A 22,394-nucleotide genomic window follows, 5' to 3' on the forward strand; every position below is an offset into this window, starting at 1 on the left:
CATCAAGCTTGGGGAGGTTCTCCCAGACGCTGCGCAGCCTATCGTTCTTCAGCAAGTGCCGCGAAGGCGGCATTCCGGCACGATATTGCCGTTGGCGTCGCGCCACTGCAACTCTCCGGCTTGGGGCGTTGCGGGCGAGGCTCCTGCCGGATACGTCTGCTGAGGCGTGCTGCCTGACGCCGCAGGATCGTGCAGAACAGTGGAAGTACCGACACCTGCCCCCACCCGCGCACCGCCCACCGGCACCGAGGCGCCAACACCGGCACTGCCCGTCACCTGGCCGCTCTGATTCACACCGACGCCCACGCCCACCGGGCCTACGCCAGCACCCACGCCCGCGCTCACACCGCCGCTGCCCACACCCACACCGACCGAAAACGGCCCCACCGGAATGCCGATCCCTACACCCGCCGAGGTAGCGCAACCCGCCAGCGCGACGCTGGCAGCCAAAACCAGAAAAAGTCGATACATGGAAGCCATTGTGCCTAGCTTGCAAATAAAAGGGAAAAGGGGTGCGGCCGATGAGGCCACCCCCTTTCACTGCTCAAGTTTCACGCTTAAGCTGCCGCCAGCTCGGCCACGGTTTGCGGCGCTACCTGGTAGCCGTCGAACTGCATCGTGTACTGCGCGCGGCCCGACGAGAGCGCGCGCAGCGTACCGATGTAGCCGAACATCTCCTTCAGCGGAACCAGCGCATCGACCACCGTGGCGGTTCCGCGCACTTCATGCCCGCGTACCTGGCCACGGCGGCGGTGCAGATCGCCGATCACGTCGCCGAGGTATTCGGTGGGCGTGATCACCTCCACAGCCATCACGGGCTCCAGCAGTTGCGGCCGGGCCTTCAGGAAGGCTTCGCGCAACGCATGCCCCGCAGCCAGCTCGAAGACCATGGCCGAGGAGTCGCGCTCATGGAAAGCGCCATCCTGCAGCACCGCACGGAAATCCACGGCAGGATATCCCGCCGCCGGACCCGCATCCGCCGCACGCCGAATGCCCGCTTCCACCGCGGGAATGAACTCGCGGGGGATCGCGCCACCGACGATGCGGCTTTCGAACTGCACGCCTGCACCGCGTTCCAAGGGCTCCAGACGCAGTGTGAGCTGCGCGAACTGCCCCGGGCCGCCGGTCTGCTTTTTGTGCAGATGCGTCAACTCCGCCACCGCGGCTATGGTTTCACGGTAGGCCACCTGGGGGCGGCCCACCACGACGTCCACGCCGTAGCGGTCATGCAGCTTGTGCACGGCAACCTCCAGTTGGAGCTCGCCCATACCGGACAGAATCGTCTGGCCTGATTCCTCGTCCTGGCGCAAGCGCAGGCTTGGATCTTCGCGCAGCATGCTCTGCAAGGCCTTGGACAGGCCCTGCTGATCAGCCTTGGTGCGCGGCTCCAGCGCCAGGTGAATCACAGGCTCAGGCACGGCAATGGCTTCCAGTTGCACTGGATGCTTGGGATCGCTCAGGGTATGGCCCGTGAGCGTATCCTTGAAGCCGACCACTGCCGCGATCTCGCCCGCCACCAATTCCTCACGCTCGATGCGCTTGTCGGCATGCATCTCGTAGAGGCGCGCCGCGCGCTCCATGCGCCCGGTACTGGTGTTGAGCACGCTGTCGCCACGGCGCAGCCGGCCCGCATACAGGCGCACGAAAACCATGCTGCCATGTTCATCAGCCACCACCTTGAACGCCAGGGCGGCAAGGGGCGCACGCGCAGTGGATTCATCCACACCCGCGGTGCCCTCTCGCTCGCCCGGCGCCGGCAGCCAGTCAACCACGGCGTCGAGCAGCGGCTCCACACCTCTGTTGCGGAAGGCAGACCCTGCAAGCACGGGTACGAAGGCACGCTTGCGCACGCCGGCACGAATGCAGCGCAGCAGCATGTCCACGGGCAGCTCTTCGCCGCGCAGCCAGGCTTCCAGGGCTGCGTCATCCTGTTCTACAACTGCTTCCAGCAAGCGCGCGTGGGCCGCCTGCGCTTCAGCCAATAGCTCGGCAGGAATGTCGGCTTCCCGCACCGGTTGGGAGGCATCGTCGCGATCCCATATGAGCGCGCGCATGCGGACCAGATCCACCACGCCGCGGAATTCGGCCTCGGCGCCAATAGGCAGATGCACGGGCAAGGCTTGCACACCCAGGCGCTCACGCATGCTGGCGATCACGCTCTCGAAGCGCGCACCCACGCGGTCGAGTTTGTTGACAAACGCGATGCGCGGCACTTCATGCCGGTCGGCAAGGCGCCAATTGGTCTCGGTCTGCGGCTCGACACCGGCCACGCCATCCAGCACCACCACGGCGCCATCAAGCACGCGCAGCGCACGGCCAACTTCGATGTTGAAGTCGATATGGCCGGGAGTGTCGATCAGGTTGATCTGCACATCACGCCAGTGCACGGTGGTCGCGGCGCTGTTGATGGTGATGCCGCGCCGGCGCTCTTCGGGGTCGAAATCCATATGGGCAGCGCCATCGTGCACTTCACCCATGCGATGGCTCTCACCTGTGTAGTAGAGGATTCGTTCGCTGGTCGTGGTCTTGCCAGCGTCTACGTGGGCAATGATGCCAATATTGCGGATACCGGGACGGCCCATGCCGGAGTGGCGGATACCGTTGGTGTTGGGGCGGTTCATGGTGACTCTTTCCGGACCTTTCAAAGGTCCACATATCGGGGAGGATGGAGCCGCCCCGGCATGGAATCACCAGGGCTGGCTCAGGGCGGGGCGAGTCGGCCGGAACACGGGCGCACGCGCACGTATCCCACGTTCCGGCGGTCGGAAATAGTGGCGATCAACTTGTCGTAAGTACGTGTGAACATGATTGGAACCCGGAAAAACAAAAACCCCGGAAGCCGCAGCCTGCCGGGGTTTCAGGGCCGGGAGGCAGTGCCTCCCGATTGCCATCGAAAGGACGCAGCTATACAGCGAACGTGATTTGGAGGGCGTTGAATTTGTACATGCTCCAATTGTCTTGCAATTGAGTACCCTCATCAGTAGAAGGGTCTGCCCTTTTGCGAGCCCGGTGGGAGGGCCTTTATTAACTCGCATCCAGCATGCTTCCCTGGGTTGTCTGACGCACAAGGTTGCGCAACCACCTGTGGGCCGTATCAGCATGCAGCCTCTCGTGCCAATACTGCTTGATCTGGATATTGGGTAAAGCGACGGGAACTGGCAGAAGCTTGATGGGTACCAGTCTGCGAAACAGCAAGCCCAAATCCTCGGGAACGGTGGCGACCAAGTCTGTTGCCGCGATCAGGAAGGGAAGCGCCGATAGGCGCGGAAGCCTCACCGCGATCTCCCGAGCCAATCCGCGCTTGGCCAAGACCTCATCCAGTCTTCCATACGTGGCCCCCCGGGTCCAGTACAACGCGTGACGCGCGTCCAGAAATTGCGTGAGGCTGAGTGTGTCGCCAATGTCCGGATGGTCTTGCCGCATCACGCAGACATACGGTCCCCCGCGCAGGTTCTGTTGTCGCGCCCAACCAGGTACGCCCACGAAATAGCCGATGGCCAGGTCGATGTACCCCGCGTCCAGCGCTTCCAGGACCTCGTCCTGCCGCAGATCGACGACGGTAAGCTGGGTCCCGGGCGCATCGTTCTGAAGATGCCGCGTCAACAGCGGAATCATCATCATCAGACCCACGTCATTCACATAGATGCGGAAGTGATTGCGTGCGGTCTGCGGCTTGAAGGGCATCGGCTCGTCCAACGCATTCACTGACTCAAGGACACGTGCCACTTTCGGAGCCATGTGCATGGCCCACGGAGTGGGGTGCATGCCCCGGGAAGTCCTTACGAAAAGCGGATTGCCGAAATGTTCACGCAGTTTGTTCAACGCGGCGCTCACCGCGGGCTGCGTCAGATCTAGCGCTTGCGCGGCTGCGGAAACGCTGCGGTGGCGATAGATCGCATCAAAGGTTTTCAGAAGATTCAGATTGAAGTCACCAATTGCCATGGGTTTCTTCCAGGTATTTATATAAATTTTATTGATTTTCTAAATATACATATTTGATATCTATTCAGGCAAAACATTCCTATACTTTTTCGAGGCTGAGTCATCGGTCCCACGAAAGCCTGTTTCACCATGCGGCGCGCGTGGTGGATCAGGCATCAAAAAAACGAGCAGGAGACAGGAAATGAGCTTCAAGCATGCCTCGCTCAAGGTCAGCATCGTCATGCTTCTGAGTTGTGCGATGCCCGCGCATTCCGAGGTCACAATCTTCGGACTGATCGACACTGCAGCAAGCACCGTCACCTCCAGCGGGCCCGGGAGCTCGCAGCGGCGAAACCAGTTCGACTCCGGAGTTGGATTAGGCTCCCGCCTGGGTATTCGTGCGACTGAAGACCTGGGGGGTGGCTTACGGGCCAATGTCTGGCTTGAACAAGGGCTCACAGCACAAACCGGTGCGCTTCAACAAGGCGGTCTGGCCTTCGGCCGCCAGTCCTACGTGGGGCTCGCGTCCAAGAACTGGAGCCTGAATATGGGCCGCCAGTATTCTCCTCTCAACCTCACCGTGGCTGCGGCAGATGCCTTTGGCCAGGGCTACTGGGGCAATTCCCAGGGAACAGGGGTAGGGCAGCACAGCGCCAGGTCAACTCCCGCCGACGGCGGTTTCCAGGCACCTGCGCGAGTCAACAACTCTGTACTCCTGACGGTCACGGAAGGCGGACTGTCAGCCCGCTTGATGCTGTCTTCAGGTGATGCGAAAGGCAATGCCGGCCGTTCGATCGGCGCAAGCCTGACCTACTCAGAGGGTCCGATATACGCAAGTGTGGCCTACCACAAGGAGCGTCAGTTCGCGGCAGATTTGCCGGAGGGCGCCTCCCCCGCCTGGCAGGACACCTGGGCAGTGGGTGGGATGTATGACTTTGGGCGGGCCAAGATCTATGCCGGCTACTACCGGTATACGCCTTCGACCGACAACGTGACCGCCACGCCCGCCACCACCCTGCGCTCCACGTCCGCCTGGGTGGGTACGCGCCTCCAGATCACCGACACCGGAACCTTGATCGGCCAAATCATGCAGAGCCGCTATAGCCACCCCGAAGGAGTACAGACCGGCCAGGCGCTGACCCTGGGCTTGGCCTACGAGCACCTGCTTAGCAAACGCACCGGACTCTATGCCGCGTGGGGGCGCGTGAACAACAACGCGACGAGCGCCAACTGGCTTTGGGCGAGTACGGTCACCGCCGTACCTGCGGCCCCAGGCACGAACGTCACGGCCTTGTCGTTTGGCATGTGGCACCGCTTTTGACATCACCACGGAAACCACTGAATGAAACCGAATCGCCCACTGAACCTTCTCGCGCTCAACGGAAGCCTGCGCAATGGATCGTTCAATGGCATGGTGTTTGCGTGCGTGAAAGCGCTGGCACCACCAGCGCTCACAATAAAAATCACCTCGTGCGCGGGAATCCCGCTCTACTGCGAAGATCTGGAGAAGACGTGCTGGCCCGATGCCGTTCTGACGTTGGCTCAACGCATCCGCGAGGCAGACGGCATCCTGATCGCCAGCCCGGAATACAACTTTTCCATCAGCGGCGTGCTGAAGAATACCCTCGATTGGTTGTCCAGACTTCCTCGGCAACCCTTCGCGAACAAGCCCGTGGCCGTGCTGTCGGCCACTCAAGGCGCATTTGGCGGTGCACGCCACCAGTATGAACTGCGCAAGATTCTGGGTGCCCTGGATGCCCGGACACTACCTCGCCCCGAGGTATTGATTGGCCACTGCCATACCAAGTTCGACGCAGACGGGCAACTGAGTGACGATCAGACCCGCTCAACACTCGAGGCCTGGCTAGCCGCCGTCTCGGATTGGGTCGCGTTGCTGTCGATCAACCAAGAGCAAAGATGCAAAGGAGACATCCCATGAAGTTCAGATCGCTTTGGCGCACAGCGCCTCTGTTCGCCAGCGCCTTGCTGCTTGGCGCCACAGCGTTGGCACAGCCGATCCGCATCGGCGTGATCACGGACCGCGTTGGAGCCGCCAAAGCCTATGCGGAGCCCGTATTGCAAGGCGTGCAGTTTGCGATTCAGGAGCTCAATGCCGGCGGAGGGGTGCTCAATCGGCCAATCGAGCTGCAGGTGGAGGACGATCAAGGCCGCCCCGATCTCTCGGCCAGCGCGGCACGCAAACTGGTGGACGCGGGGGCGGCCTTCATTCTTTCCATTTCCCTGACTTCGGCGACGCAGCAAGCCCAATCCGTGACCGTGCAAACCGGCACGCCTCATCTGACACCCAGCAACAGTGGCGACACGCTGACGACACAAATCGACAATCCCAATTTCTGGCAAACCGGGCCGTTGGCCTCCTCGCAAGTCGCCACCTTGCTGGCCTATGCGAAAAGCAAGGCCTTCAAGCGGGTGGCCCTGGTGGGCGACAACACGGGACTGGGCCAGTTGACCACGCAGTCCTTCAAGGCAGGCATACAGGCCCAGAAAATCGAAGTGGTCGCCGAGGAGGTCGTGCCCCGAGGCGCGAACAGCGCGGACGCCCAGATGCAGCGCATACGCGCCGCTCGTCCCGATGCGGTTTTTCTCACCGGCATTCTGGTGCCTGAAAACACGCTGCTCCTGCGGGCCTACCGGCTCCAGGGATTGAAGGCACCACTGCTTGGGAACTTCAACTTCTCCACGCCCCAGTACGCGAGCGTGGCGAAGGGGCTGCTCGACGGCGTGGCGTTCGTGGATGCCGTGGATCCCGGCAAACCTCAGGCAAAGCGCTTCTTCGAAGCCTATGCCAAGGCAACCGGATCCGCCCCACAGAACGTGAACGGCTATGGATATGACGGAATCATGCTCATCGCAGACGCCATTCGCCGGGCCGGCAGCACGGATAAGCAAAAGGTACGCGAGGCGATGCAGGCCGTGCGCGCGTTCGATGGCGTTCTCGGTGCGCAGGGATCGCACTACGGGTTCCAAGACGGCAAGCGCACGGGCTTCGACGTCAATGGCCTGGTGGTGCGCGCCTACGAAGGTGACCGGCCTGGGCGTGTGCTCCACGTGGGCACACGCTGAACAAGGCGGCGAACCATGCAGGATTTTCTGGAACTGATGGTCAGTGCGACCGCGAGCGGATGCATCTACGCCCTCGTCGCATTGGCCTACCTGCTTGTCGCCCGGCCGACAGGCATCATCAATTTCGCGGTAGGCGAATGGGCGGCGCTTGGCGCCTTCGCGGGGTATGTGGCGTTCTCGGTGCTGTCCCTGCCCTACGCGGTTGGCATGGCTCTCGTGCTTGCCGTCATGTTCTGCGCCGGTTGGCTGACCGAGAGGCTGCTGGTTCACCCGCTGATCCTGCGCCAGGCACCGCCTCTGGCTGCCGTGCTGGTGCTGCTGGGCCTGCTGGTTGTCATGCGGGAGCTGCTTTCGCTGGCCTTCGGCCCGGATCCCTACAGCGTCCCGCCTGGACTGGGCTTCGGCCGCTTTGAGCTGGGTCCTGTGGGTGGCTCGACGCAAAGCCTGTTCATCATCTGCACCACCCTGGCCGTCTTCGGCGCGGCATGGGTGTTCTTCGAGCGAAGCCTCACGGGGAAAAGCTTCTCCGCAGTCGCGCTCAATCGCCGGGCGGCGGCGCTGATGGGCATTCATCTGGCCCGGGTGACCTCCTTGTCCTTTGCGGGCGCCGCGATGGTGGCGGGGCTGGCCGGCCTGCTGGTGGCCCCGATGACTTCGGCCCATTACCTCATGGGCCTGCCGCTGGCCATCCAGGGCTTCACCGCGCTAGTGATCGGAGGTGCTCAGCGCGTGTCAGGCGCACTGTTCGGAGGCCTGGTGCTGGCGTTTGCCGAGCAGCTTACCGTGCGCTACGTTCCGGTTGCCGCCGGTCTGAGCCTGGGAGTGCCGCTCGTCGTGTTGATCATCTTCCTGCTGTTCAAGCCAGAAGGACTCACCGGCAAGCGCCAGGGGCATGCATGAAAGCACCGCAAATCCAGACGCCGGCGCTCGCCCATTCCACGCAGGCCAGGCCATTCCGCCCATCGAAGGCGTTGGCCTATCTGCTGGCCATCGTGCTCCTGGTGGCAGTCACGCTGCCACTGGGCACCTACCAGACCGACGTCTACCGAAAATTGCTTCTGTGGATCGCCATGGCACTGGGATTCAACTTCCTGTTCGGCATTGCGGGGCAATTGGCTTTCTCGCACTTCAGCTTCTATGGGCTTGGCGCTTATGCCGTGGTGATTCTCTGGACGCAAGCAGGCTGGCCGTTTCCCGTCGCGGTCGCGGGTGCGCTGATACTCTGCTGCACGGTGGCTCTGGCGGTGGCCATTCCAGCCACCCGCCTGCACGGCTTCTACCTGGCGCTGGCCACGCTGGCGCTGGCGCAGCTCGTGACCATGCTGCTCAACGAAGGAGGCACCCTCACCGGTGGTGCCAACGGCCTGGCCAACTACCCTGCCCCCAGCGTGTTGGGACTGAGGCTAGAAGGCCCCCTGTTGACCACGCTCCTGGTGACCGTGCTGGTGACCACCTTCGCCGTGCTGCGCCGCCTGGACCGCGGAGATTTCGGCCGCTCATGCCGGGCCGTACGCGATGACCCGGCGGCGGCCGCCGCCATGGGCATCGACGTCGTTCGCACCAAGGTCGCGGCTTTCGTGCTGACAGGCGTATTCGCTGCCCTGGCAGGAATGTGCTATGCCTTCGTGGACCGCAATGTGAATCCCGCAGCCTTCGACATCGAGTATGCATTCCAGTTGCTGTTCGCAGTGGTCATCGGTGGCGTGGGCCGGCAATGGGGAGCGATCGCAGGGGCCGTGCTGGTGTACCTGCTGCCGTTGATCCTGTCGCCCCTGATCGGTCACTACCACGCACTGGTCTTCGGTATGGCCGTGGTCCTGATCATGCTCCTGGAACCACGCGGGCTGGCAGGCATCTGGCAGCGCCTGCGTGCCGGGAGGACACGGTGATGAGTGCAATCAATAAGGGAGCAGAGTTGCTGCAGGTACGCGGTCTCGGACGGCGCTTCGGCGGCCTGCAGGCGGTCGATGATCTGGACCTCACGGTGCATGCTGGTGAAATCGTGGGTGTGATCGGGCCCAACGGGGCTGGCAAGTCCACCACGTTCAATCTGATCGCGGGCGCCCTCGGCCCCTCGTCCGGCACCCTGGCCTTCGCCGGAACGCGCATGAATGGCCTGCCGCCGCATCGCGTCGCGCGCCTGGGCATTGCGCGTACGTTTCAGCATAACCGGCCTTTTGCCGGCATGACCATGGCTGAAAACGTGATGGTGGGCATGCACCTTCGCATGAAGAACGCGTTGTGGCGGCAAGTCTTCCTGGTAGACGAAAGCGCCCGGGCAGAGGCAGAGGCCGCCTCGCATGCCGGCGAGTTGCTGGAATTCGTGGGACTCGGCGACGCGAAGAATGCCGATGTCTCCACGCTCTCCTTCGGACAGGGGCGCCTGCTGGAGATAGCGCGCTGCCTCGCCGCCCGCCCCCGCCTGGTGCTGCTCGACGAACCAGCCGCGGGCCTGACGCCGGCGGAATGCGACCGGCTGTGCGAAATCATTCGCGGCATTGCGGCCAAGGGCATTGCCGTGCTGCTGATCGAACACGACATGCGCCTGGTGATGTCGACGGTGGAACGCATCGTGGTGTTGAACTTCGGCAGAAAGATTGCTGAAGGCACCCCTGAGCAGATCCGCAGCGACGCGGCGGTGGCGGCTGCCTACCTTGGCGATCTGGGAGGGCTGACTCGTGCTTGAAGTTGACGATTTGCGTGGCGGCCATGGTGCGGTGCCCGTTCTGCACGGCGTGGGACTCCGCGTGGCGCGTGGTGAGACCGTCGCCTTGCTCGGCCCCAACGGGGCGGGCAAGTCCACGCTGATGGCGGCCTTGACCGGCACGCTTTCGTGGTGCGAAGGCCGTGCCGTATTCGACGGCAGGGAGCTGACGCGCATGCGCAGCCACCATATCGTGTCTCATGGGTTAGCGCTGGTGCCCGAAGGCAGGCACGTGTTCGCGCCCATGTCCGTACATGACAACCTGCTGCTCGGCAGCCTGCGGCTCAAGGGACGAAGCCAGGGTGCGCTGCAGGAGCGGCTAGAGTTCGTCTACGAACTGTTTCCAAGGTTGGCGGAGCGACGCATCCAGGCCGCGGGAACACTGTCCGGCGGCGAGCAGCAGATGGTCGCCATCGGGCGCGCGTTGATGTCCTCGCCACGCCTGCTCCTGCTCGATGAGCCGTTTCTGGGCCTGGCGCCCAAGGTGGTGGAACAGATCCTCACGGTGCTTCACACCTTGCGCCGGTCCGGGCTCACGATGCTGCTGGTGGAGCAAAAGCTCGACATCGCGCTAAGGCACAGCGAGCGCGCCTACGTGCTGGTGAAAGGCCGCATTGTCTGCGCCGCCGAATCGGCACGCCTGGCTGAAAGGCCCGACCTCTCTCAACTCTATCTGGCACCGGGCTAAGACAGAGACACTCCCCGACCCTCCAACTCGATTTCATCCACGAAAGGACATCATGCCAGTCTCTACCCCTCTCCGGGGTCTACATCACTTCGCGTACCGCTGCCGGGACGCGGAGGAGACCCGCCATTTCTACGAGGACATTCTGGGCCTGCCGCTGGTGCATATGGTGCGCGCGGAGCGTATACCGAGCACCGGCGAATACAGCCCTTACGTTCATATCTTCTTCGAAATGAGCGATGGCAGCTGCATCGCGTTTTTCGATCTCGGTGACGATACCACCCCCATCCCCTCGCCCAATACGCCACGCTGGGCGCAGCACCTGGCGCTGAAGGTCGACTCCGTGGCCGCAGTGGAACAGGCCAAGCGAGAGCTTGAGAAGGCCGGTATCGAGGTGCTCGGCCCGGTGGACCATGACGGATTCGTGAGTTCCATCTATTTCTTCGATCCGAACGGCGTGCGCCTGGAACTAACCACGGACACCGCAAGCGACGAAGACCAGCGGCGCTATCGCCTCGAAGCCCGGCCGGCCTGCGATGCCTGGACGCAGGAGAAGATCGCCCGCCGTGCAGGCCAGCCCGGGAGAGCCGCATGAGCGCCGCAGGCCAGACCAAAGCCTGGGAAGTACAGGCGGAGTGGGTGCATCTGAGCCTGGCCGAGACCAGTTCCTTCAAGGAAGTCTACGGCTTTGTGGGTACTCAGGGCACGGTCAACCTGGAAGGTATTCGCTTCCGTCCTGCGGGCCGTGACTCGGATACTTTGCTGGTCTTCATGCACCCTGCCTCCACGCTTCAGTTGCTGCCCGTGCCACGCGAGCTGGCTCGCCAGGGAGCGCATGTGCTGTGCTGCGGCAGCCGCTACCAGCGCAATGACAGCGCGCTGATCATGGAGAACGTGGCGGTGGATCTGGGTGCCTATATCCGCCATGCCAAGGAAGCCTGGAAATACCGGCATGTCGTGTTGATGGGCTGGTCGGGCGGAGGGTCGTTGGCCCTGTTCTACCAGTCCCAGGCGGAGCGCCCCACTCTGGAAAAGACGGCCGCCGGAGATCCGTGCAATATCAAGGCAGCCGGCTTGCTGCCCGCGGATGCCGTGGTTTTCCAGGCCGCCCACACCGGCCGGGCTCAGATGCTGGCCGAGTGGATCGACCCCTCCGTGCTCGACGAAAACGATCCGGACCGGAAAGACCCCTCACTGGACCTTTACGGGCCCGAGTGCAAGCCGCCTTATACCGCGGAGTTCATCACGCGGTACAGAGCAGCGCAGTGGGCGCGGCTGCGCCGGCGTACGGCCTGGGTGAAGGAGACCCTGGAGCGCTTCCGGCGCCAAGGCGGCAGGGAAGTGGAGCGGGGCTTCGTGACGCACCGGACCATGGCCGATCCACGCTTTCTCGACCCGGCCATCGACCCGAACGACCGCCCGATCGGGACTTGCTTCATGGGTGTGCCGGAAACCGTGAACAACGGGCCGGTCGGTATCGCGCGGTTTTCAACCTTGCGTTCCTGGTTGTCGCAATGGTCACCTGACGATACGCAAGCCAACGGCGAAGTGTCCGCCCAGTCACTGACGGTGCCATTCCTGGCCCTTGAACACAGCGCGGACGACGCGGTGCCCCAACCCCACGTTCGCCGGGTGTTCGACAACGTTCCCGCGAAAGACAAGACCATGGCAGTACTCCAGGGCGCGACGCACTACTTCGTCGGACAACCGGATCACCTGCGCCAGGCAGCGGGGATCACGCTGGACTGGCTGGGCGCGCGCGGCTTCGCGGATTGAGTGCTCCGCGCCGCATGGCGGCGCGCTCCTTGCATGAGGATTTTGGAATGATTCGATACAAGTTCCCCGATACGCTCCTGGCCGCCGCGCGGCACGGCTTATTGCTGGCGGCAGGCACGGCGCTTTGCTTGTCCGCGACGGCGCAGGAATACCCCTCGCGCCCCATCAAGATGCTTGTTCCCTATTCGGCGGGAGGCACCCTGGATATCGTAGCCCGGAATCTCGCGAAGCTGATGGAGCCGTCGCTGGGCCAACCGGTCGTGGTGGAGAACATACCCGGCGCCTCAGGTGTGATCGCGCACGCGCAATTGGCCCGCGCGTCCGCGGACGGCTACACGGTAGCGATATCCGGTCTCTCTCCTCTTGCGCTGGTGCCGCATCAGCACAAGAACCTGTCGTACAAACCGCTGAAAGACTTCAGCTACCTGGCCTGCTTCGGCGACACGCCCCTGGTGCTCGATGTCGGCAGCAGCTCACCTGCGCGGAGCTTGCAGCAACTGGTAGCCGACGCCAAGGCCAACCCGGGCAAGCTGAACTATGGATCGAGCGGCATCGGCAACTCGGCTTACCTTGCTGCGGCGATGTTCGCGCGCGAAGCCGGTATCGAACTGACACACGTCCCCTACAAGGGCAACGCGCCTGCCATGGCCGATCTGGTCAGCGGCCAGATCCAGATACTGTTCGACCCCCCGCAGACCACACTGCCGCAAGTGCAGGCAGGCAAGGTGCGCGCCTTGGCGGTGACAAGCCCCAGAAGATTCGCAGGTCTACCTGACGTACCCACCATCGCGGAATCGGGATGGCCATCGTTTCAGCTGTCGCTCTGGTATGCGCTGATTGCACCGGCCGGTATTCCGGCACCCGTCATCGAGAAGCTCAATCGCGCGATGAACCAGGCGGTAGCCGAGCCGGGGGTCAAACAACGCTTTGCCGCCCAAGGGTCCACTCTCCAGGAATCCACGCCGCAGGGCTGCGATGCGGAGATCCGAAAGGAATATGCGCATTGGGCCCGTACGTTCGAGCAGTTGGGCATCAAGCCGGAGTAAACCGGAGCTGGCATATCCATGACCGCAGGCATCAGCCCCGCACCAGGGCAGGACTTGGATGCAGCGCCACATACGCTGTTCGACAAGGTATGGAACGAACACGTCGTCCACGCCTATGCGGATGGCTCGTCGCTGCTCTACATCGACAGGCATCTGCTGCACGAGGCGACAAGCCCGCAGGCTTTTGCCGGCCTGCGAGCCGCGCGACGCAAGCCCTGGCGCACCGGGTCCAATCTGGCCGTGCCCGACCACAGCGTGCCTACCCAGGCCCGGGAAGCGCCGATCCGCGATCCGGTCGCGAGACTGCAGATAGAGACGCTGAGCAGCAACTGCCGCTCCTTCGCCATTCCGCTGTACGAGCTGCAGGACGCCCGGCAAGGCATCGTCCACGTGATCGGGCCCGAGCAAGGAGCCTCCCTGCCCGGCATGACCATCGTCTGCGGCGACAGCCATACCAGCACGCACGGAGCGCTGGCCGCGGTCGCCTTTGGCATAGGAACCTCCGAAGTGGAGCACGTGCTGGCAACCCAGACCCTGTGCGCCTACAAGCCGCGCAACATGCGCGTGCGCTTCGACGGTGCGCTGCCGAAGGGAGTGACGGCCAAGGACATGGCCTTGGCGCTCATCGAACACGTCGGCACGGCCGGCGCGACGGGCTATGCGATCGAGTACGCAGGATCGGCGGTCCAGGCGCTTTCGGTGGAAGGACGCATGACACTGTGCAACCTGGCCATCGAAGCGGGTGCGCGGTGCGGACTGGTCGAATTCGACGACATCACGCTCGCCTATCTGCGCGATCGGCCATGGGCACCCCACGGGGAACGGTGGGATGAAGCTGTTCGGCATTGGCGCCTGCTCCAATCGGACTCAGGTGCCCGGTTTGACGCTGAGCTGGTGATGGATGCCTGCAGCCTTGCGCCCATGGTGACCTGGGGGACCAGCCCTGACATGGCGCAGCCGGTTGATGGCCATGTACCCGACCCGGCACTTGTGCCGGACCTTGCCAAGCGTACGGCGATGACACGAGCTCTGCAGTACATGGCACTCGTGCCAGGTACGCCCATGCAGGAGATTCACCCGCAGGTGATCTTCATTGGATCCTGTACCAACAGCCGCATCGAGGATCTGCGTGCGGCTGCCCGTATGCTCGATGGCCGCCACATCGCTCCCTCCGTCCGCCGAGCCTTGGTCGTCCCCGGCTCCGGACTGGTCAAACAGCAGGCAGAGCATGAAGGCCTGGATCGGATTTTCCGAGCAGCGGGCTTCGAGTGGCGCGATGCAGGTTGCTCCATGTGCGTCGGAATGAACGACGACGTCCTTGCTCCAGGCGAGCGGTGTGCATCGACGTCCAACCGCAATTTCGAGGACAGGCAAGGCGTCGGCGGACGCACCCATCTCGTCAGCCCTGCGATGGCGGCAGCCGCGGCCGTGGCTGGCCATTTCGTCGACATCCGCGAACAGGCCTGACCGGGATATCTCCCCTCGCCTGGCGACTCCTCAACCATCAAGAAAGCTCTCATGCGCATTGTCGACATCCGTGACATCTCCGTCCCTCTGAAGGGCGACATCGCGAACGCCCTGGTGAACTTCTCGGAGCACAACGTTTCCCTGGTCGCAGTCACAACGGACGTGGTGCGCCATGGCCGCCCGGTCACCGGCCTCGCTTTCAACTCGATCGGCCGTTTCGCGCAGGCTGGCCTGCTCAGGGAGCGCTTCGTACCGCGCATCCTGCAGGCCGATCCGCAAAGCCTGCTTGACGCAAGCGGCCGTGCCTTCGATCCTGCCGCCGTCCATGCAACGGCCATGCGCAATGAAAAACCCGGAGGCCATGGTGACCGCGCCTCGGCGGTGGCAGCCCTCGAGCTGGCGATCTGGGACATCAATGCCAAGCTGCGCGAAGAGCCGGCCTACGCGACGATCGCTCGCCACATCGGCCACCCTCTTCCAACGGCACCCGTGCCAATCTATGCGGCAGGAGGCTATTACTACCCAGGCGACTCGCTCCAGCGTCTGCGCGACGAGATGAGGGGCTACCGTGATGCCGGCTTCAGGGATTTCAAGATCAAGATCGGTGGCGCCTCGCTCGAAGAAGACTTGAGGCGCATCGAAGCCGCGCTGGACATCGCGGATGAAGGAACACACCTGGCGGTCGACGTCAACGGACGCTTCGATCTCGCCACCGCGCTTCTCTATGGCCAAGCCATCGCTCCATTGGGGCTGCGTTGGTACGAGGAGGTAGGCGACCCTCTCGATTACGGTGCCAATGCGGAGTTGGCCAAGCACTATGCAGGCGCGATCGCGACGGGAGAGAACCTGTTTTCCAGTATCGATGTCCAGAATCTGCTTCGCTTTGCAGGCATGCGTCCTGGCAAGGACGTGTTTCAGATGGAAGCCGGCCTGAGCTATGGATTGACCGAATACCTGAAGACCATCGCGTTGATGGAATCGAACGGCTTCGGGAGATCGCAGATCCACCCCCATGGCGGCCACCTGATCAATCTCCACATCGTGACGGGACTGGGATTGGGCGGCTGCGAGGTCTACCCAGGCGTATTCCAGCCCTTCGGCGGCTACCCAGTGGCCTGCATGGCAGATGAAGCGCGTGCCTTTCCAACACAGGCGCCGGGCTTTGGCTTGGAAGAAAAGCCCGAGCTTGCGCCGTGGATCAACCAACTTCTAGCCCTCTGAGCGCAGGAGCCAGCCATGAAAATCGCGGTAGTGGGTGGTGGTGCGATGGGCTCCATTTACGCAGCTCTGTTGGCGCTGTCGAGCAATGACGTGGTGTTGGTCGATCGCGGCGAGGAACGGGTGCAGATGATCAACACTCGCGGTCTGCGGCTGGAAGGCCCTCTTGGTGACCGGCGCGCATCCGTACGAGCCTTCTTGTCGGCCCCCTGCGAAACCATGGATCTGGTCGTCCTTGCCGTCAAGGCCAATGATGTAGAAACTGCGGCACACGCCGCTTTGCCCATGTTGAGCGCTCAAACCATAGTGCTGGCCATCCAGAACGGGCTTGGCTCGGCCGATGCAGTCGCGTCCGCCGTGGGCGCGAATCATCTCGCGGTAGGTATCGCCAGTGGATTTGGTGCCTCCGTCCTGGCGCCGGGCCACGTACACCACAACGCCATGCAAGCCGTGCGTATGGGTGCGTATGGTTCATTGGCACCGCAGGCAATCGAGAAAGTGGCGAGAGTCTGGCGGGAGGCTGGGTTCGACGCGGAGGCAGTGTCCGATATTCAGACCATGCAATGGGAGAAACTGATCTGCAATGTGGCTTACAGCGCTCCGTGCGCGCTCACGGGTATGACTGTAGGACAGATCATGAAAGACCCCGACATGGCGCGGATCAGCCGTGCGGCAGCGACCGAGGCCTGGCGTGTTGCTCGCGCCCTGGGTGTGGGCATCAGTGTCCAGGATCCCGTCGCACATGCCTGGGCCTTTGGCGACAGAATGCCAACCGCGAAGCCTTCGGCCCTTCAGGATATGGAAGCTGGTCGGCGATCGGAGATTGACGTCATCAATGGGGCAGTTCCACGCTATGGCGCCCTCGCCGGCATCGACGCACCTGTGAACGAAACGCTGGCAAGACTCGTGAAGGCTCGGGAGAAATTGTTACAAAAAAAGGCCTTGGTATGAGGGCGTTTATGACCCATCGAGGGCTTGTGGCCCCTATGGAAGGCGAGAACGTCAACACGGATGCCATCTTGCCCAAGCAATTCATGAAGTCGATCGAGCGAACAGGCTTCGGAGAGCATTTATTCGATAGCCAGCGTTACCTCGACTATGGGAAGCCAGGCGTCGATTGCACCTTGCGACCGCTCAATCCTCGCTTCGTACTGAATCTGCCGCGCTACCATGGCGCCTCGGTCTTGCTGGCTCAGCGGAATTTCGGTTGCGGTTCCAGCCGCGAGCACGCTCCCTGGGCACTCGATCAGTTCGGCTTCCGTGTTCTGTTGGCACCGAGCTTCGGGGAAATTTTTGCGAACAACTGTTTCAGGAATGGTCTACTGCCCTTGGCGCTGGAGGAGAACATCGTCCACGATCTGTTCCAGGAAGTTCATGGCACTCCAGGCTATTGGATCGAAGTCGATCTGCTCGAACGACGACTGACGACATGTTCGGGACGAATCCTGCCTCTATCAGTTGACGCTGAGCGGCGTCAACGCCTGCTGCGAGGCTCTGATGAGATCGACGCGACGCTGGAACTTCGCGAAACCATCAAGCGGCACGAAGCTTGGCGTCGCCAGTACCGCCCCTGGTTATTTGAGAAGCACGCCGGATGATCTAAGCTGGAAGACCATCACCTCCTGATTGCCATCATCTGGGCCAGGGCGTTGCCCCCGATGCATTCCGTGTACGATCATCAAATCGTGCTGGTCCCGTCCAGTCTCGGTGATTCTGGCCGATACGCAGGCCGGTCATGGCGGTTTCAAGGAATATGTGTGCAATCTGCAAGTGATCAGTGGTTTGATGAAGCGTACTACCAGCGCTACTACTTCAACAAAAAAACCAGCGTAGTGGATCCGATGCATGTCGAACGGCTGGGCGCATTCGTTTGCTCGTACCTGCGCTATCTGCGAGTACCGGTCAAGCGCGTGCTGGATGTCGGCTGCGGGATCGGTCTATGGCAATCAACGGTAGCGCAACACTTTCCAGAGGCCAGCTACCACGGCGTGGAATACAGTGAGTACCTGTGCGAGCGCTACGGCTGGGAGCGCGGCTCGGTGGTGGACTACCGGGCCGATGAGCCGTTCGATCTGGTCATTTGCCAGGGTGTGTTGCCCTACCTGAATCCCGCCGACCTGAAGCAGGCCTTGCACAACCTGGGACGCCTTTGCCGCGGCGGCTTGTATGTCGAAGCCGTGGCACGCGAGGACTATGAACGCGACATCATCGACGACGAGTTGACGGATCCTCGCCTCCTGCGCCACCGCGCCGACCTCTACCGGCGCGGACTCCGCGCTTCCATGCGCGAGATGGGCGGCGGCGTATGGCTGAGCCGCTCGGCTGAAGTGCCGCTGTTTGCGCTGGAAAGCGTGGATGCGGAGTAAGGTATCAGAACTCCAGCGTGGCAGATAAGCCCGCCAGCCAGGTGCGGCCGGGAGCGGGCTCGAAGTAACGGCCGTTGCCTTCGTTCACGATCACGGAACCGGCATACTTGCGCGCGAACAGGTTGTCAACGCGTACAAAGCCATTGAGAGTCCATGGACCCAGGCGCGTGAAATAGCCGACCGTGGCCGCCATGACCGTGTAGCCCGATGCCGCATCGGTATTGGCATCGTTCACGAACACACGGCCTATGTAACGCATTTCAGCGCCGGCTCGCCAGCCTCTGGCGGGAGCCCAGTTCACCGCGGCCACGAGCGTGTTCCGCGCCAGCCCGGGAATATGGTTGCCTGCCGGAATCACCGCTGTGGGCACGGTGCACGGCGTGGCGGCGCAGGTAGCGAAAGCATCGCGGTAGCGCGCATTCAGCATCGTGTAGGCGAGTTGCACTTGCCAGTCATGCGGGAAACGCTTGTTCCAACCAAGCTCGAAACCCGTGCGCCTGGTAGCGCCCGCGTTCTGGTAGGTGGTGCGCCCGCCGCTATTGGTCTGCGTGACGATTTCGTTCTGCGTGTTGGTCTGGAATACAGCGATGGTCGCCTCACCCCAGATCGGGGAACGCGACTTCAACCCCACTTCCACGCTGGTGCTGCTAGAAGCGCCCAGCGCGAAGTTCAGGCCGGTGCCGCCTGCGGGCCGGTAAGCGAGCTCGTTGAGTGTGGGTGTTTCGAACCCGCGCCCGGCCGACGCGTACACGTGAAGGTCTGGCGTCAGCGCGTAAAGTGCCCCAAACACCGGCAGATAAGCGCTGTAGTCCACCTTGCCGCTGTCGTCCGGGTTGGTGCCGACAACATAGTTGTCGCGCGAGTCGAAGCGCACCTTGCTGTGGCGCAAGCCTGCATTGAGGCTCAACTTCGGCGTGAGCTGCCATGTCCCTTGCAGGTATTGGTCGGCGTTGGACACATCATTGCGCTCATTGCGCCGCTGCGCGCCCAGCTCGCCCAACACGGGATCGGCAGCGGAGCCGGTGTAGTTGAGAAAGCCCTGCCGATGTTCCTTCAAGCCATCGTAGGCCAACCCGGCCACGATCGTGAGCGGCGCATCCAGCAACTGCGTTTGATGCGTCAAGCGGAAATCGGCGCCCAGATAGTCGCGGTCCAGTGCGATGACACCCCCGGGGTGCAATGAGCTCCCTTGCGTCGCCACGGGAATGGACTGGAACTGTGTGGTGCTGCGGGTGCCCGCGTAGGTGGTCAGTGCGAAGGCATTGGCGCTGTCGATGCGCCGCTCGTAGGTCACGCCGGCTTGCGTTTGCTCGACGGTCTTGCGGGTATCGAAGTTGATGGCCGCGGGGTCTACGCCGCGTGGATTGGCCTCAAACTGCGCCCGGCTCAGGCCCAGCGGATCCTGCGCACGCGGCAATGACATGTGGCTGGCCACCAGTGTCAGTTTGCTGTCGTCATCAGGCCGCACGGTGAGCTTGGCGTTGGCCAGGCCCCGCTCCGTCGCGCTGTGCTCACGGTAACCATCGGTACGGAAGCGGCTGGCCTCCACCACATAGCCGATACCGTTGCGCTCCCCACTGGCGACTGCGCCAATACGGGACATGCCATCGCTACCCGCCGCCGCGTCGAAGCGCAGCCGCGGAGGCCCGGAGCCCTCTTCCGTGAAAATCTGGATCACACCGCCAGAGGAATTGCCGTAGAGCGCTGAAAATGGCCCCCGCAGCACCTCCATGTGCCCCACCGATCCGAGGCTGACATGGGATATCTGTCCCTGGCCGTCGGGCAGCGTAGCAGGAATGCCATCGACATACACGCGCACGCCACGTATACCGAAGGTGGAACGCGCGCCAAAGCCTCGCAACGAGAGCTGCACGTCCTGGGCATAGTTTTGCCGGTCACGCGCCTGCAACCCTGGCACGCCGGCCAAGCTCTCGGAGATATTGACCTGCGCACGGTTAGCGCGGATCTCGTCTCCCTCCAGTCGGTCGATGGAGGCAGGCACATCGAAGCCCGGCGCATCGATCCTGGTCGCGGTCACCACGACGGCATTGAGGGAATCCGGTGACGCGGCCCGCTCGGAATCCTCCTGGGCCACAGCGGCCGTGGACCACAGCAGGCCACATACAGCCGGTCCCCAACACCAGGCTCGAGGCAACAAAAAAAGCCCCCACGCTTCCCCGCTTCGCGTGGTCCGCTGCCCCAAAGGGGGTGTTTTTGTTTTGGGGCGGCCCGGCAACAAAAAATTTTGCATGATTCTTTCAACATGGCCCGCGCGCTGCGGGACGGTGCGGGTTCTCAGAACTTCAGGACGCACGGCCGAGCCCTTGCCGCTCGACGCTGCGCCGCTCGGCGGCATAGGCTTCGCGCAGCGCGGCCGCATAGGCTTCGGGCGGCAGGTAAGCGGGCTCCTGGTCGAACTTGGCCAGCTCCTGCAGATGCACTGGATCGAACAGCGCGGCCTTGAATGCGCTGTGCAGCGCTGCCAGGACTTGAGGGTTCATGCCGGCCGGCCCAACCAACCCATAGGGTGAGGTGGCCACGATGCCAAAGCCTAGTTCCTTGAGCGTCGGCACATCGGGCCAGCGCCGGGTGCGGGTGTCGCTGAAGGTCACCAGCAGGCGCAACTGGCCCGCATCCACATAGGGGGCGAAGCCGTTCGAGTTGACACCAACCATCAACTGGCCCGAAGCCAGTGCAACCATCTGCTCCGACGTACCCTTGTAAGGAACATGGATGTAGCGCAGGTTCCGGCGCCCGAACACCTCATCCATCACCACATGAGGCGTGGTGCCCAGCCCGTTGGTCGAGATGGTGAGCTCGCCCGGGTGCGCCGCCGCGAACTTGAGCAGATCATCGAAGGATTTGAAGGGACTGGCCGCCGGCACCAGCACGCCGAACGTGACCCCGGAAATCTGAATGATGGGCGTGGTATCGCGAATCGGATCCCAGTCCACCTTCTGCAGGTAGGGCACACGCAACACGGGGAAAGGCAGTTGCGCCAGCGTATAGCCGTCGGGCAAGGCATGCTGCAGCATCGGCATGGCCATGGTGCCGCCGGCGCCGGGCCGGTTGTAGATCACGATACGCTGCCCCAGGCGCTGGCCGGCCAGCTCAGCCAGCAGGCGCAGCGTGACATCGGTGGCACCGCCCGCTGGCCACGGCACGATCAGGGTAATGGGCTTCGAAGGAAAGTGCTCTTGAGCGTACCCCGCGCCCGGCGTGGATGCGGCGGCCAAAGTGGCCGCCAGCATCGTCCGGCGCGTCAGAAAACCACGACGCTCGTTCATGCGCCACCCCGTTTGGCCAGCGCGCCAAAGCCTCGCTGCGGATCGTACCCCCAGCAGGCCAAGCCGAAGCAGACGGCCAGCGTGCCCAGCACGATCCATGGCGAGATGCCCGGGTCTTTGCCGTAAAGAGCAAAACGAATCCACTCCACGGCATGCGTGAAAGGATTGAAGCGCGCCACCTGATAGACCCATTGCGCGCCGGACTCCTCCAGCTTCCACAAGGGATAAAGCGCGGTGGACATGAAGTACATCGGGAAGATCACGAAGTTCATGGTGCCCGCGAAGTTTTCGAGTTGCTTGATATGCACGCTGAGCAGCAAGCCAAGCGCACCCAGCATCAACGCCGCGGACACGGTCGCCACCAGCACGTGCAGGGTCTGGGGGCCAATCCAGGGCAAGCTGGTGCCGATCAATGCGGCGACGATCACGAATGCGAGAGCCTGCAGCAGCGACAGCACCGCAGTGGACATCAATTTACATGCGAGCACCCACCAGCGCGGCAGCGGCGCCGTCAGGAGCAGGCGCATCAGGCCCATCTCCCTGTCGTAGACCATGGCGAGCGACGACTGCATGCCGTTGAACAGCAGCACCATGCCCACGAGGCCGGGCACGATATAGACGTCGTAGGACACATAGGTGTCATAGGGCTCGACGATGGACACACCAAACACGCTGTGAAAGCCAGCCGCGAAAACGGCCAGCCACAACAGCGGGCGCACCAGCGCGGAAGCCAACCTGCCGTGCTGGCGCAGGAACTTGAACAGCTCGCGGGAAACGATAGCCCGGAGCGCTTGCAGCATGTGCCCGGCGCGGGACGAATGCAGTTGATCGGAACTCATG

21 protein-coding genes are annotated in these 22,394 nt (G+C 62.9%); 15 read left to right on the forward strand and 6 right to left on the reverse strand.

Annotated features, from left to right (window positions below):
• Window positions 1-48: 48 nt before the first annotated feature.
• The 3 genes from WJU18_RS18845 to WJU18_RS18855 form a co-directional block, all read right to left on the reverse strand.
• Window positions 49-471 carry a hypothetical protein gene (locus WJU18_RS18845; protein ID WP_423454715.1) on the reverse strand — a complete coding sequence of 141 codons (423 nt, stop codon included), beginning with the start codon at window positions 469-471 and terminating at the stop codon, window positions 49-51.
• Between the two features lie 86 nt (window positions 472-557).
• Window positions 558-2,621 (reverse strand): elongation factor G, encoded by a 2,064-nt coding sequence (gene fusA, locus WJU18_RS18850; protein WP_423454717.1) that lies wholly within the window; start codon window positions 2,619-2,621, stop codon window positions 558-560.
• 403 nt (window positions 2,622-3,024) lie between these two features.
• Entirely contained in the window at window positions 3,025-3,942 is a 918-nt protein-coding gene (locus tag WJU18_RS18855; RefSeq protein WP_423454719.1) for a LysR family transcriptional regulator, read from the reverse strand.
• A 181-nt stretch (window positions 3,943-4,123) separates the two neighbouring features.
• On the opposite strand from WJU18_RS18855, the gene WJU18_RS18860 reads away from it, so the two are divergent.
• The 15 genes from WJU18_RS18860 (at window position 4,124) to WJU18_RS18930 (ending at window position 18,267) form a co-directional block, all read left to right on the forward strand.
• Window positions 4,124-5,242, forward strand: coding sequence for a porin (locus WJU18_RS18860; RefSeq protein WP_423454721.1), 1,119 nt, complete (start codon window positions 4,124-4,126; stop codon window positions 5,240-5,242).
• Between the two features lie 21 nt (window positions 5,243-5,263).
• Window positions 5,264-5,860, forward strand: coding sequence for an NADPH-dependent FMN reductase (locus tag WJU18_RS18865; protein WP_423454723.1), 597 nt, complete (start codon window positions 5,264-5,266; stop codon window positions 5,858-5,860).
• Complete coding sequence (locus WJU18_RS18870) at window positions 5,857-7,005, forward strand: ABC transporter substrate-binding protein (protein ID WP_423454725.1); 1,149 nt, start codon at window positions 5,857-5,859, stop codon at window positions 7,003-7,005. Before WJU18_RS18865 ends, WJU18_RS18870 begins: the two co-directional genes overlap by 4 nt.
• Before the next feature lie 15 nt (window positions 7,006-7,020).
• Complete coding sequence (locus WJU18_RS18875) at window positions 7,021-7,905, forward strand: branched-chain amino acid ABC transporter permease (RefSeq protein WP_423454726.1); 885 nt, start codon at window positions 7,021-7,023, stop codon at window positions 7,903-7,905.
• The gene (locus tag WJU18_RS18880; protein ID WP_423454728.1) at window positions 7,902-8,894 is read left to right on the forward strand and encodes a branched-chain amino acid ABC transporter permease; all 993 of its coding nucleotides are present in this window, start codon (window positions 7,902-7,904) and stop codon (window positions 8,892-8,894) included. The genes WJU18_RS18875 and WJU18_RS18880 overlap by 4 nt, the downstream gene beginning before the upstream one ends.
• Window positions 8,894-9,691, forward strand: a complete 798-nt coding sequence (locus tag WJU18_RS18885; RefSeq protein ID WP_423454730.1) for an ABC transporter ATP-binding protein — start codon at window positions 8,894-8,896, stop codon at window positions 9,689-9,691. Before WJU18_RS18880 ends, WJU18_RS18885 begins: the two co-directional genes overlap by 1 nt.
• Window positions 9,684-10,397 carry an ABC transporter ATP-binding protein gene (locus tag WJU18_RS18890; RefSeq protein ID WP_423454732.1) on the forward strand — a complete coding sequence of 238 codons (714 nt, stop codon included), beginning with the start codon at window positions 9,684-9,686 and terminating at the stop codon, window positions 10,395-10,397. The genes WJU18_RS18885 and WJU18_RS18890 overlap by 8 nt, the downstream gene beginning before the upstream one ends.
• A 52-nt stretch (window positions 10,398-10,449) precedes the next feature.
• On the forward strand, window positions 10,450-10,989 hold the full coding sequence (locus WJU18_RS18895) for a VOC family protein (RefSeq protein WP_423454733.1): 540 nt from the start codon (window positions 10,450-10,452) through the stop codon (window positions 10,987-10,989).
• A complete protein-coding gene (locus WJU18_RS18900; RefSeq protein WP_423454735.1) occupies window positions 10,986-12,170 on the forward strand; it encodes an alpha/beta hydrolase in 1,185 nt (394 codons plus the stop codon). Before WJU18_RS18895 ends, WJU18_RS18900 begins: the two co-directional genes overlap by 4 nt.
• A gap of 47 nt (window positions 12,171-12,217) precedes the next feature.
• The gene (locus tag WJU18_RS18905; protein WP_423454736.1) at window positions 12,218-13,216 is read left to right on the forward strand and encodes a Bug family tripartite tricarboxylate transporter substrate binding protein; all 999 of its coding nucleotides are present in this window, start codon (window positions 12,218-12,220) and stop codon (window positions 13,214-13,216) included.
• 18 nt (window positions 13,217-13,234) lie between these two features.
• Window positions 13,235-14,683 carry a 3-isopropylmalate dehydratase large subunit gene (gene leuC / locus WJU18_RS18910; protein ID WP_423454738.1) on the forward strand — a complete coding sequence of 483 codons (1,449 nt, stop codon included), beginning with the start codon at window positions 13,235-13,237 and terminating at the stop codon, window positions 14,681-14,683.
• A 51-nt stretch (window positions 14,684-14,734) separates the two neighbouring features.
• Window positions 14,735-15,904, forward strand: a complete 1,170-nt coding sequence (locus WJU18_RS18915; RefSeq protein ID WP_423454739.1) for a mandelate racemase/muconate lactonizing enzyme family protein — start codon at window positions 14,735-14,737, stop codon at window positions 15,902-15,904.
• A gap of 15 nt (window positions 15,905-15,919) precedes the next feature.
• The gene (locus WJU18_RS18920; protein ID WP_423454741.1) at window positions 15,920-16,852 is read left to right on the forward strand and encodes a ketopantoate reductase family protein; all 933 of its coding nucleotides are present in this window, start codon (window positions 15,920-15,922) and stop codon (window positions 16,850-16,852) included.
• Window positions 16,849-17,499, forward strand: coding sequence for a 3-isopropylmalate dehydratase small subunit (gene leuD, locus WJU18_RS18925; protein WP_423454743.1), 651 nt, complete (start codon window positions 16,849-16,851; stop codon window positions 17,497-17,499). The genes WJU18_RS18920 and leuD overlap by 4 nt, the downstream gene beginning before the upstream one ends.
• Before the next feature lie 159 nt (window positions 17,500-17,658).
• Window positions 17,659-18,267: a class I SAM-dependent methyltransferase gene (locus tag WJU18_RS18930; protein WP_423454745.1), complete on the forward strand. Its 609-nt coding sequence runs from the start codon at window positions 17,659-17,661 to the stop codon at window positions 18,265-18,267.
• Between the two features lie 4 nt (window positions 18,268-18,271).
• Here WJU18_RS18930 and WJU18_RS18935 read toward each other — a convergent pair whose 3' ends face one another.
• The 3 genes from WJU18_RS18935 to WJU18_RS18945 all read right to left on the reverse strand — a co-directional run bounded on the left by WJU18_RS18935 (window position 18,272) and on the right by WJU18_RS18945 (window position 22,393).
• A complete protein-coding gene (locus WJU18_RS18935) occupies window positions 18,272-20,422 on the reverse strand; it encodes a TonB-dependent receptor family protein (RefSeq protein WP_423461040.1) in 2,151 nt (716 codons plus the stop codon).
• 148 nt (window positions 20,423-20,570) lie between these two features.
• Window positions 20,571-21,554 carry a tripartite tricarboxylate transporter substrate binding protein gene (locus WJU18_RS18940; protein ID WP_423454747.1) on the reverse strand — a complete coding sequence of 328 codons (984 nt, stop codon included), beginning with the start codon at window positions 21,552-21,554 and terminating at the stop codon, window positions 20,571-20,573.
• Window positions 21,551-22,393 (reverse strand): ABC transporter permease, encoded by an 843-nt coding sequence (locus WJU18_RS18945; protein WP_423454749.1) that lies wholly within the window; start codon window positions 22,391-22,393, stop codon window positions 21,551-21,553. The genes WJU18_RS18940 and WJU18_RS18945 overlap by 4 nt, the downstream gene beginning before the upstream one ends.
• Window position 22,394 lies beyond the last annotated feature (1 nt).

This window comes from Ottowia sp. VDI28, assembly GCF_049532675.1.
GTDB lineage: Bacteria > Pseudomonadota > Gammaproteobacteria > Burkholderiales > Burkholderiaceae_C > Ottowia.

What these genes read in the sequence shown, in the direction of transcription:
- WJU18_RS18845 (WP_423454715.1), bottom strand. Translation starts at nt 471, where the DNA reads ATGTATCGACTTTTTCTGGTTTTGGCTGCCAGCGTCGCGCTGGCGGGT.
- fusA (WP_423454717.1), bottom strand. Translation starts at nt 2,621, where the DNA reads ATGAACCGCCCCAACACCAACGGTATCCGCCACTCCGGCATGGGCCGT.
- WJU18_RS18855 (WP_423454719.1), bottom strand. Translation starts at nt 3,942, where the DNA reads ATGGCAATTGGTGACTTCAATCTGAATCTTCTGAAAACCTTTGATGCG.
- WJU18_RS18860 (WP_423454721.1), top strand. Translation starts at nt 4,124, where the DNA reads ATGAGCTTCAAGCATGCCTCGCTCAAGGTCAGCATCGTCATGCTTCTG.
- WJU18_RS18865 (WP_423454723.1), top strand. Translation starts at nt 5,264, where the DNA reads ATGAAACCGAATCGCCCACTGAACCTTCTCGCGCTCAACGGAAGCCTG.
- WJU18_RS18870 (WP_423454725.1), top strand. Translation starts at nt 5,857, where the DNA reads ATGAAGTTCAGATCGCTTTGGCGCACAGCGCCTCTGTTCGCCAGCGCC.
- WJU18_RS18875 (WP_423454726.1), top strand. Translation starts at nt 7,021, where the DNA reads ATGCAGGATTTTCTGGAACTGATGGTCAGTGCGACCGCGAGCGGATGC.
- WJU18_RS18880 (WP_423454728.1), top strand. Translation starts at nt 7,902, where the DNA reads ATGAAAGCACCGCAAATCCAGACGCCGGCGCTCGCCCATTCCACGCAG.
- WJU18_RS18885 (WP_423454730.1), top strand. Translation starts at nt 8,894, where the DNA reads ATGAGTGCAATCAATAAGGGAGCAGAGTTGCTGCAGGTACGCGGTCTC.
- WJU18_RS18895 (WP_423454733.1), top strand. Translation starts at nt 10,450, where the DNA reads ATGCCAGTCTCTACCCCTCTCCGGGGTCTACATCACTTCGCGTACCGC.
- WJU18_RS18900 (WP_423454735.1), top strand. Translation starts at nt 10,986, where the DNA reads ATGAGCGCCGCAGGCCAGACCAAAGCCTGGGAAGTACAGGCGGAGTGG.
- WJU18_RS18905 (WP_423454736.1), top strand. Translation starts at nt 12,218, where the DNA reads ATGATTCGATACAAGTTCCCCGATACGCTCCTGGCCGCCGCGCGGCAC.
- leuC (WP_423454738.1), top strand. Translation starts at nt 13,235, where the DNA reads ATGACCGCAGGCATCAGCCCCGCACCAGGGCAGGACTTGGATGCAGCG.
- WJU18_RS18915 (WP_423454739.1), top strand. Translation starts at nt 14,735, where the DNA reads ATGCGCATTGTCGACATCCGTGACATCTCCGTCCCTCTGAAGGGCGAC.
- WJU18_RS18920 (WP_423454741.1), top strand. Translation starts at nt 15,920, where the DNA reads ATGAAAATCGCGGTAGTGGGTGGTGGTGCGATGGGCTCCATTTACGCA.
- leuD (WP_423454743.1), top strand. Translation starts at nt 16,849, where the DNA reads ATGAGGGCGTTTATGACCCATCGAGGGCTTGTGGCCCCTATGGAAGGC.
- WJU18_RS18940 (WP_423454747.1), bottom strand. Translation starts at nt 21,554, where the DNA reads ATGAACGAGCGTCGTGGTTTTCTGACGCGCCGGACGATGCTGGCGGCC.
- WJU18_RS18945 (WP_423454749.1), bottom strand. Translation starts at nt 22,393, where the DNA reads ATGAGTTCCGATCAACTGCATTCGTCCCGCGCCGGGCACATGCTGCAA.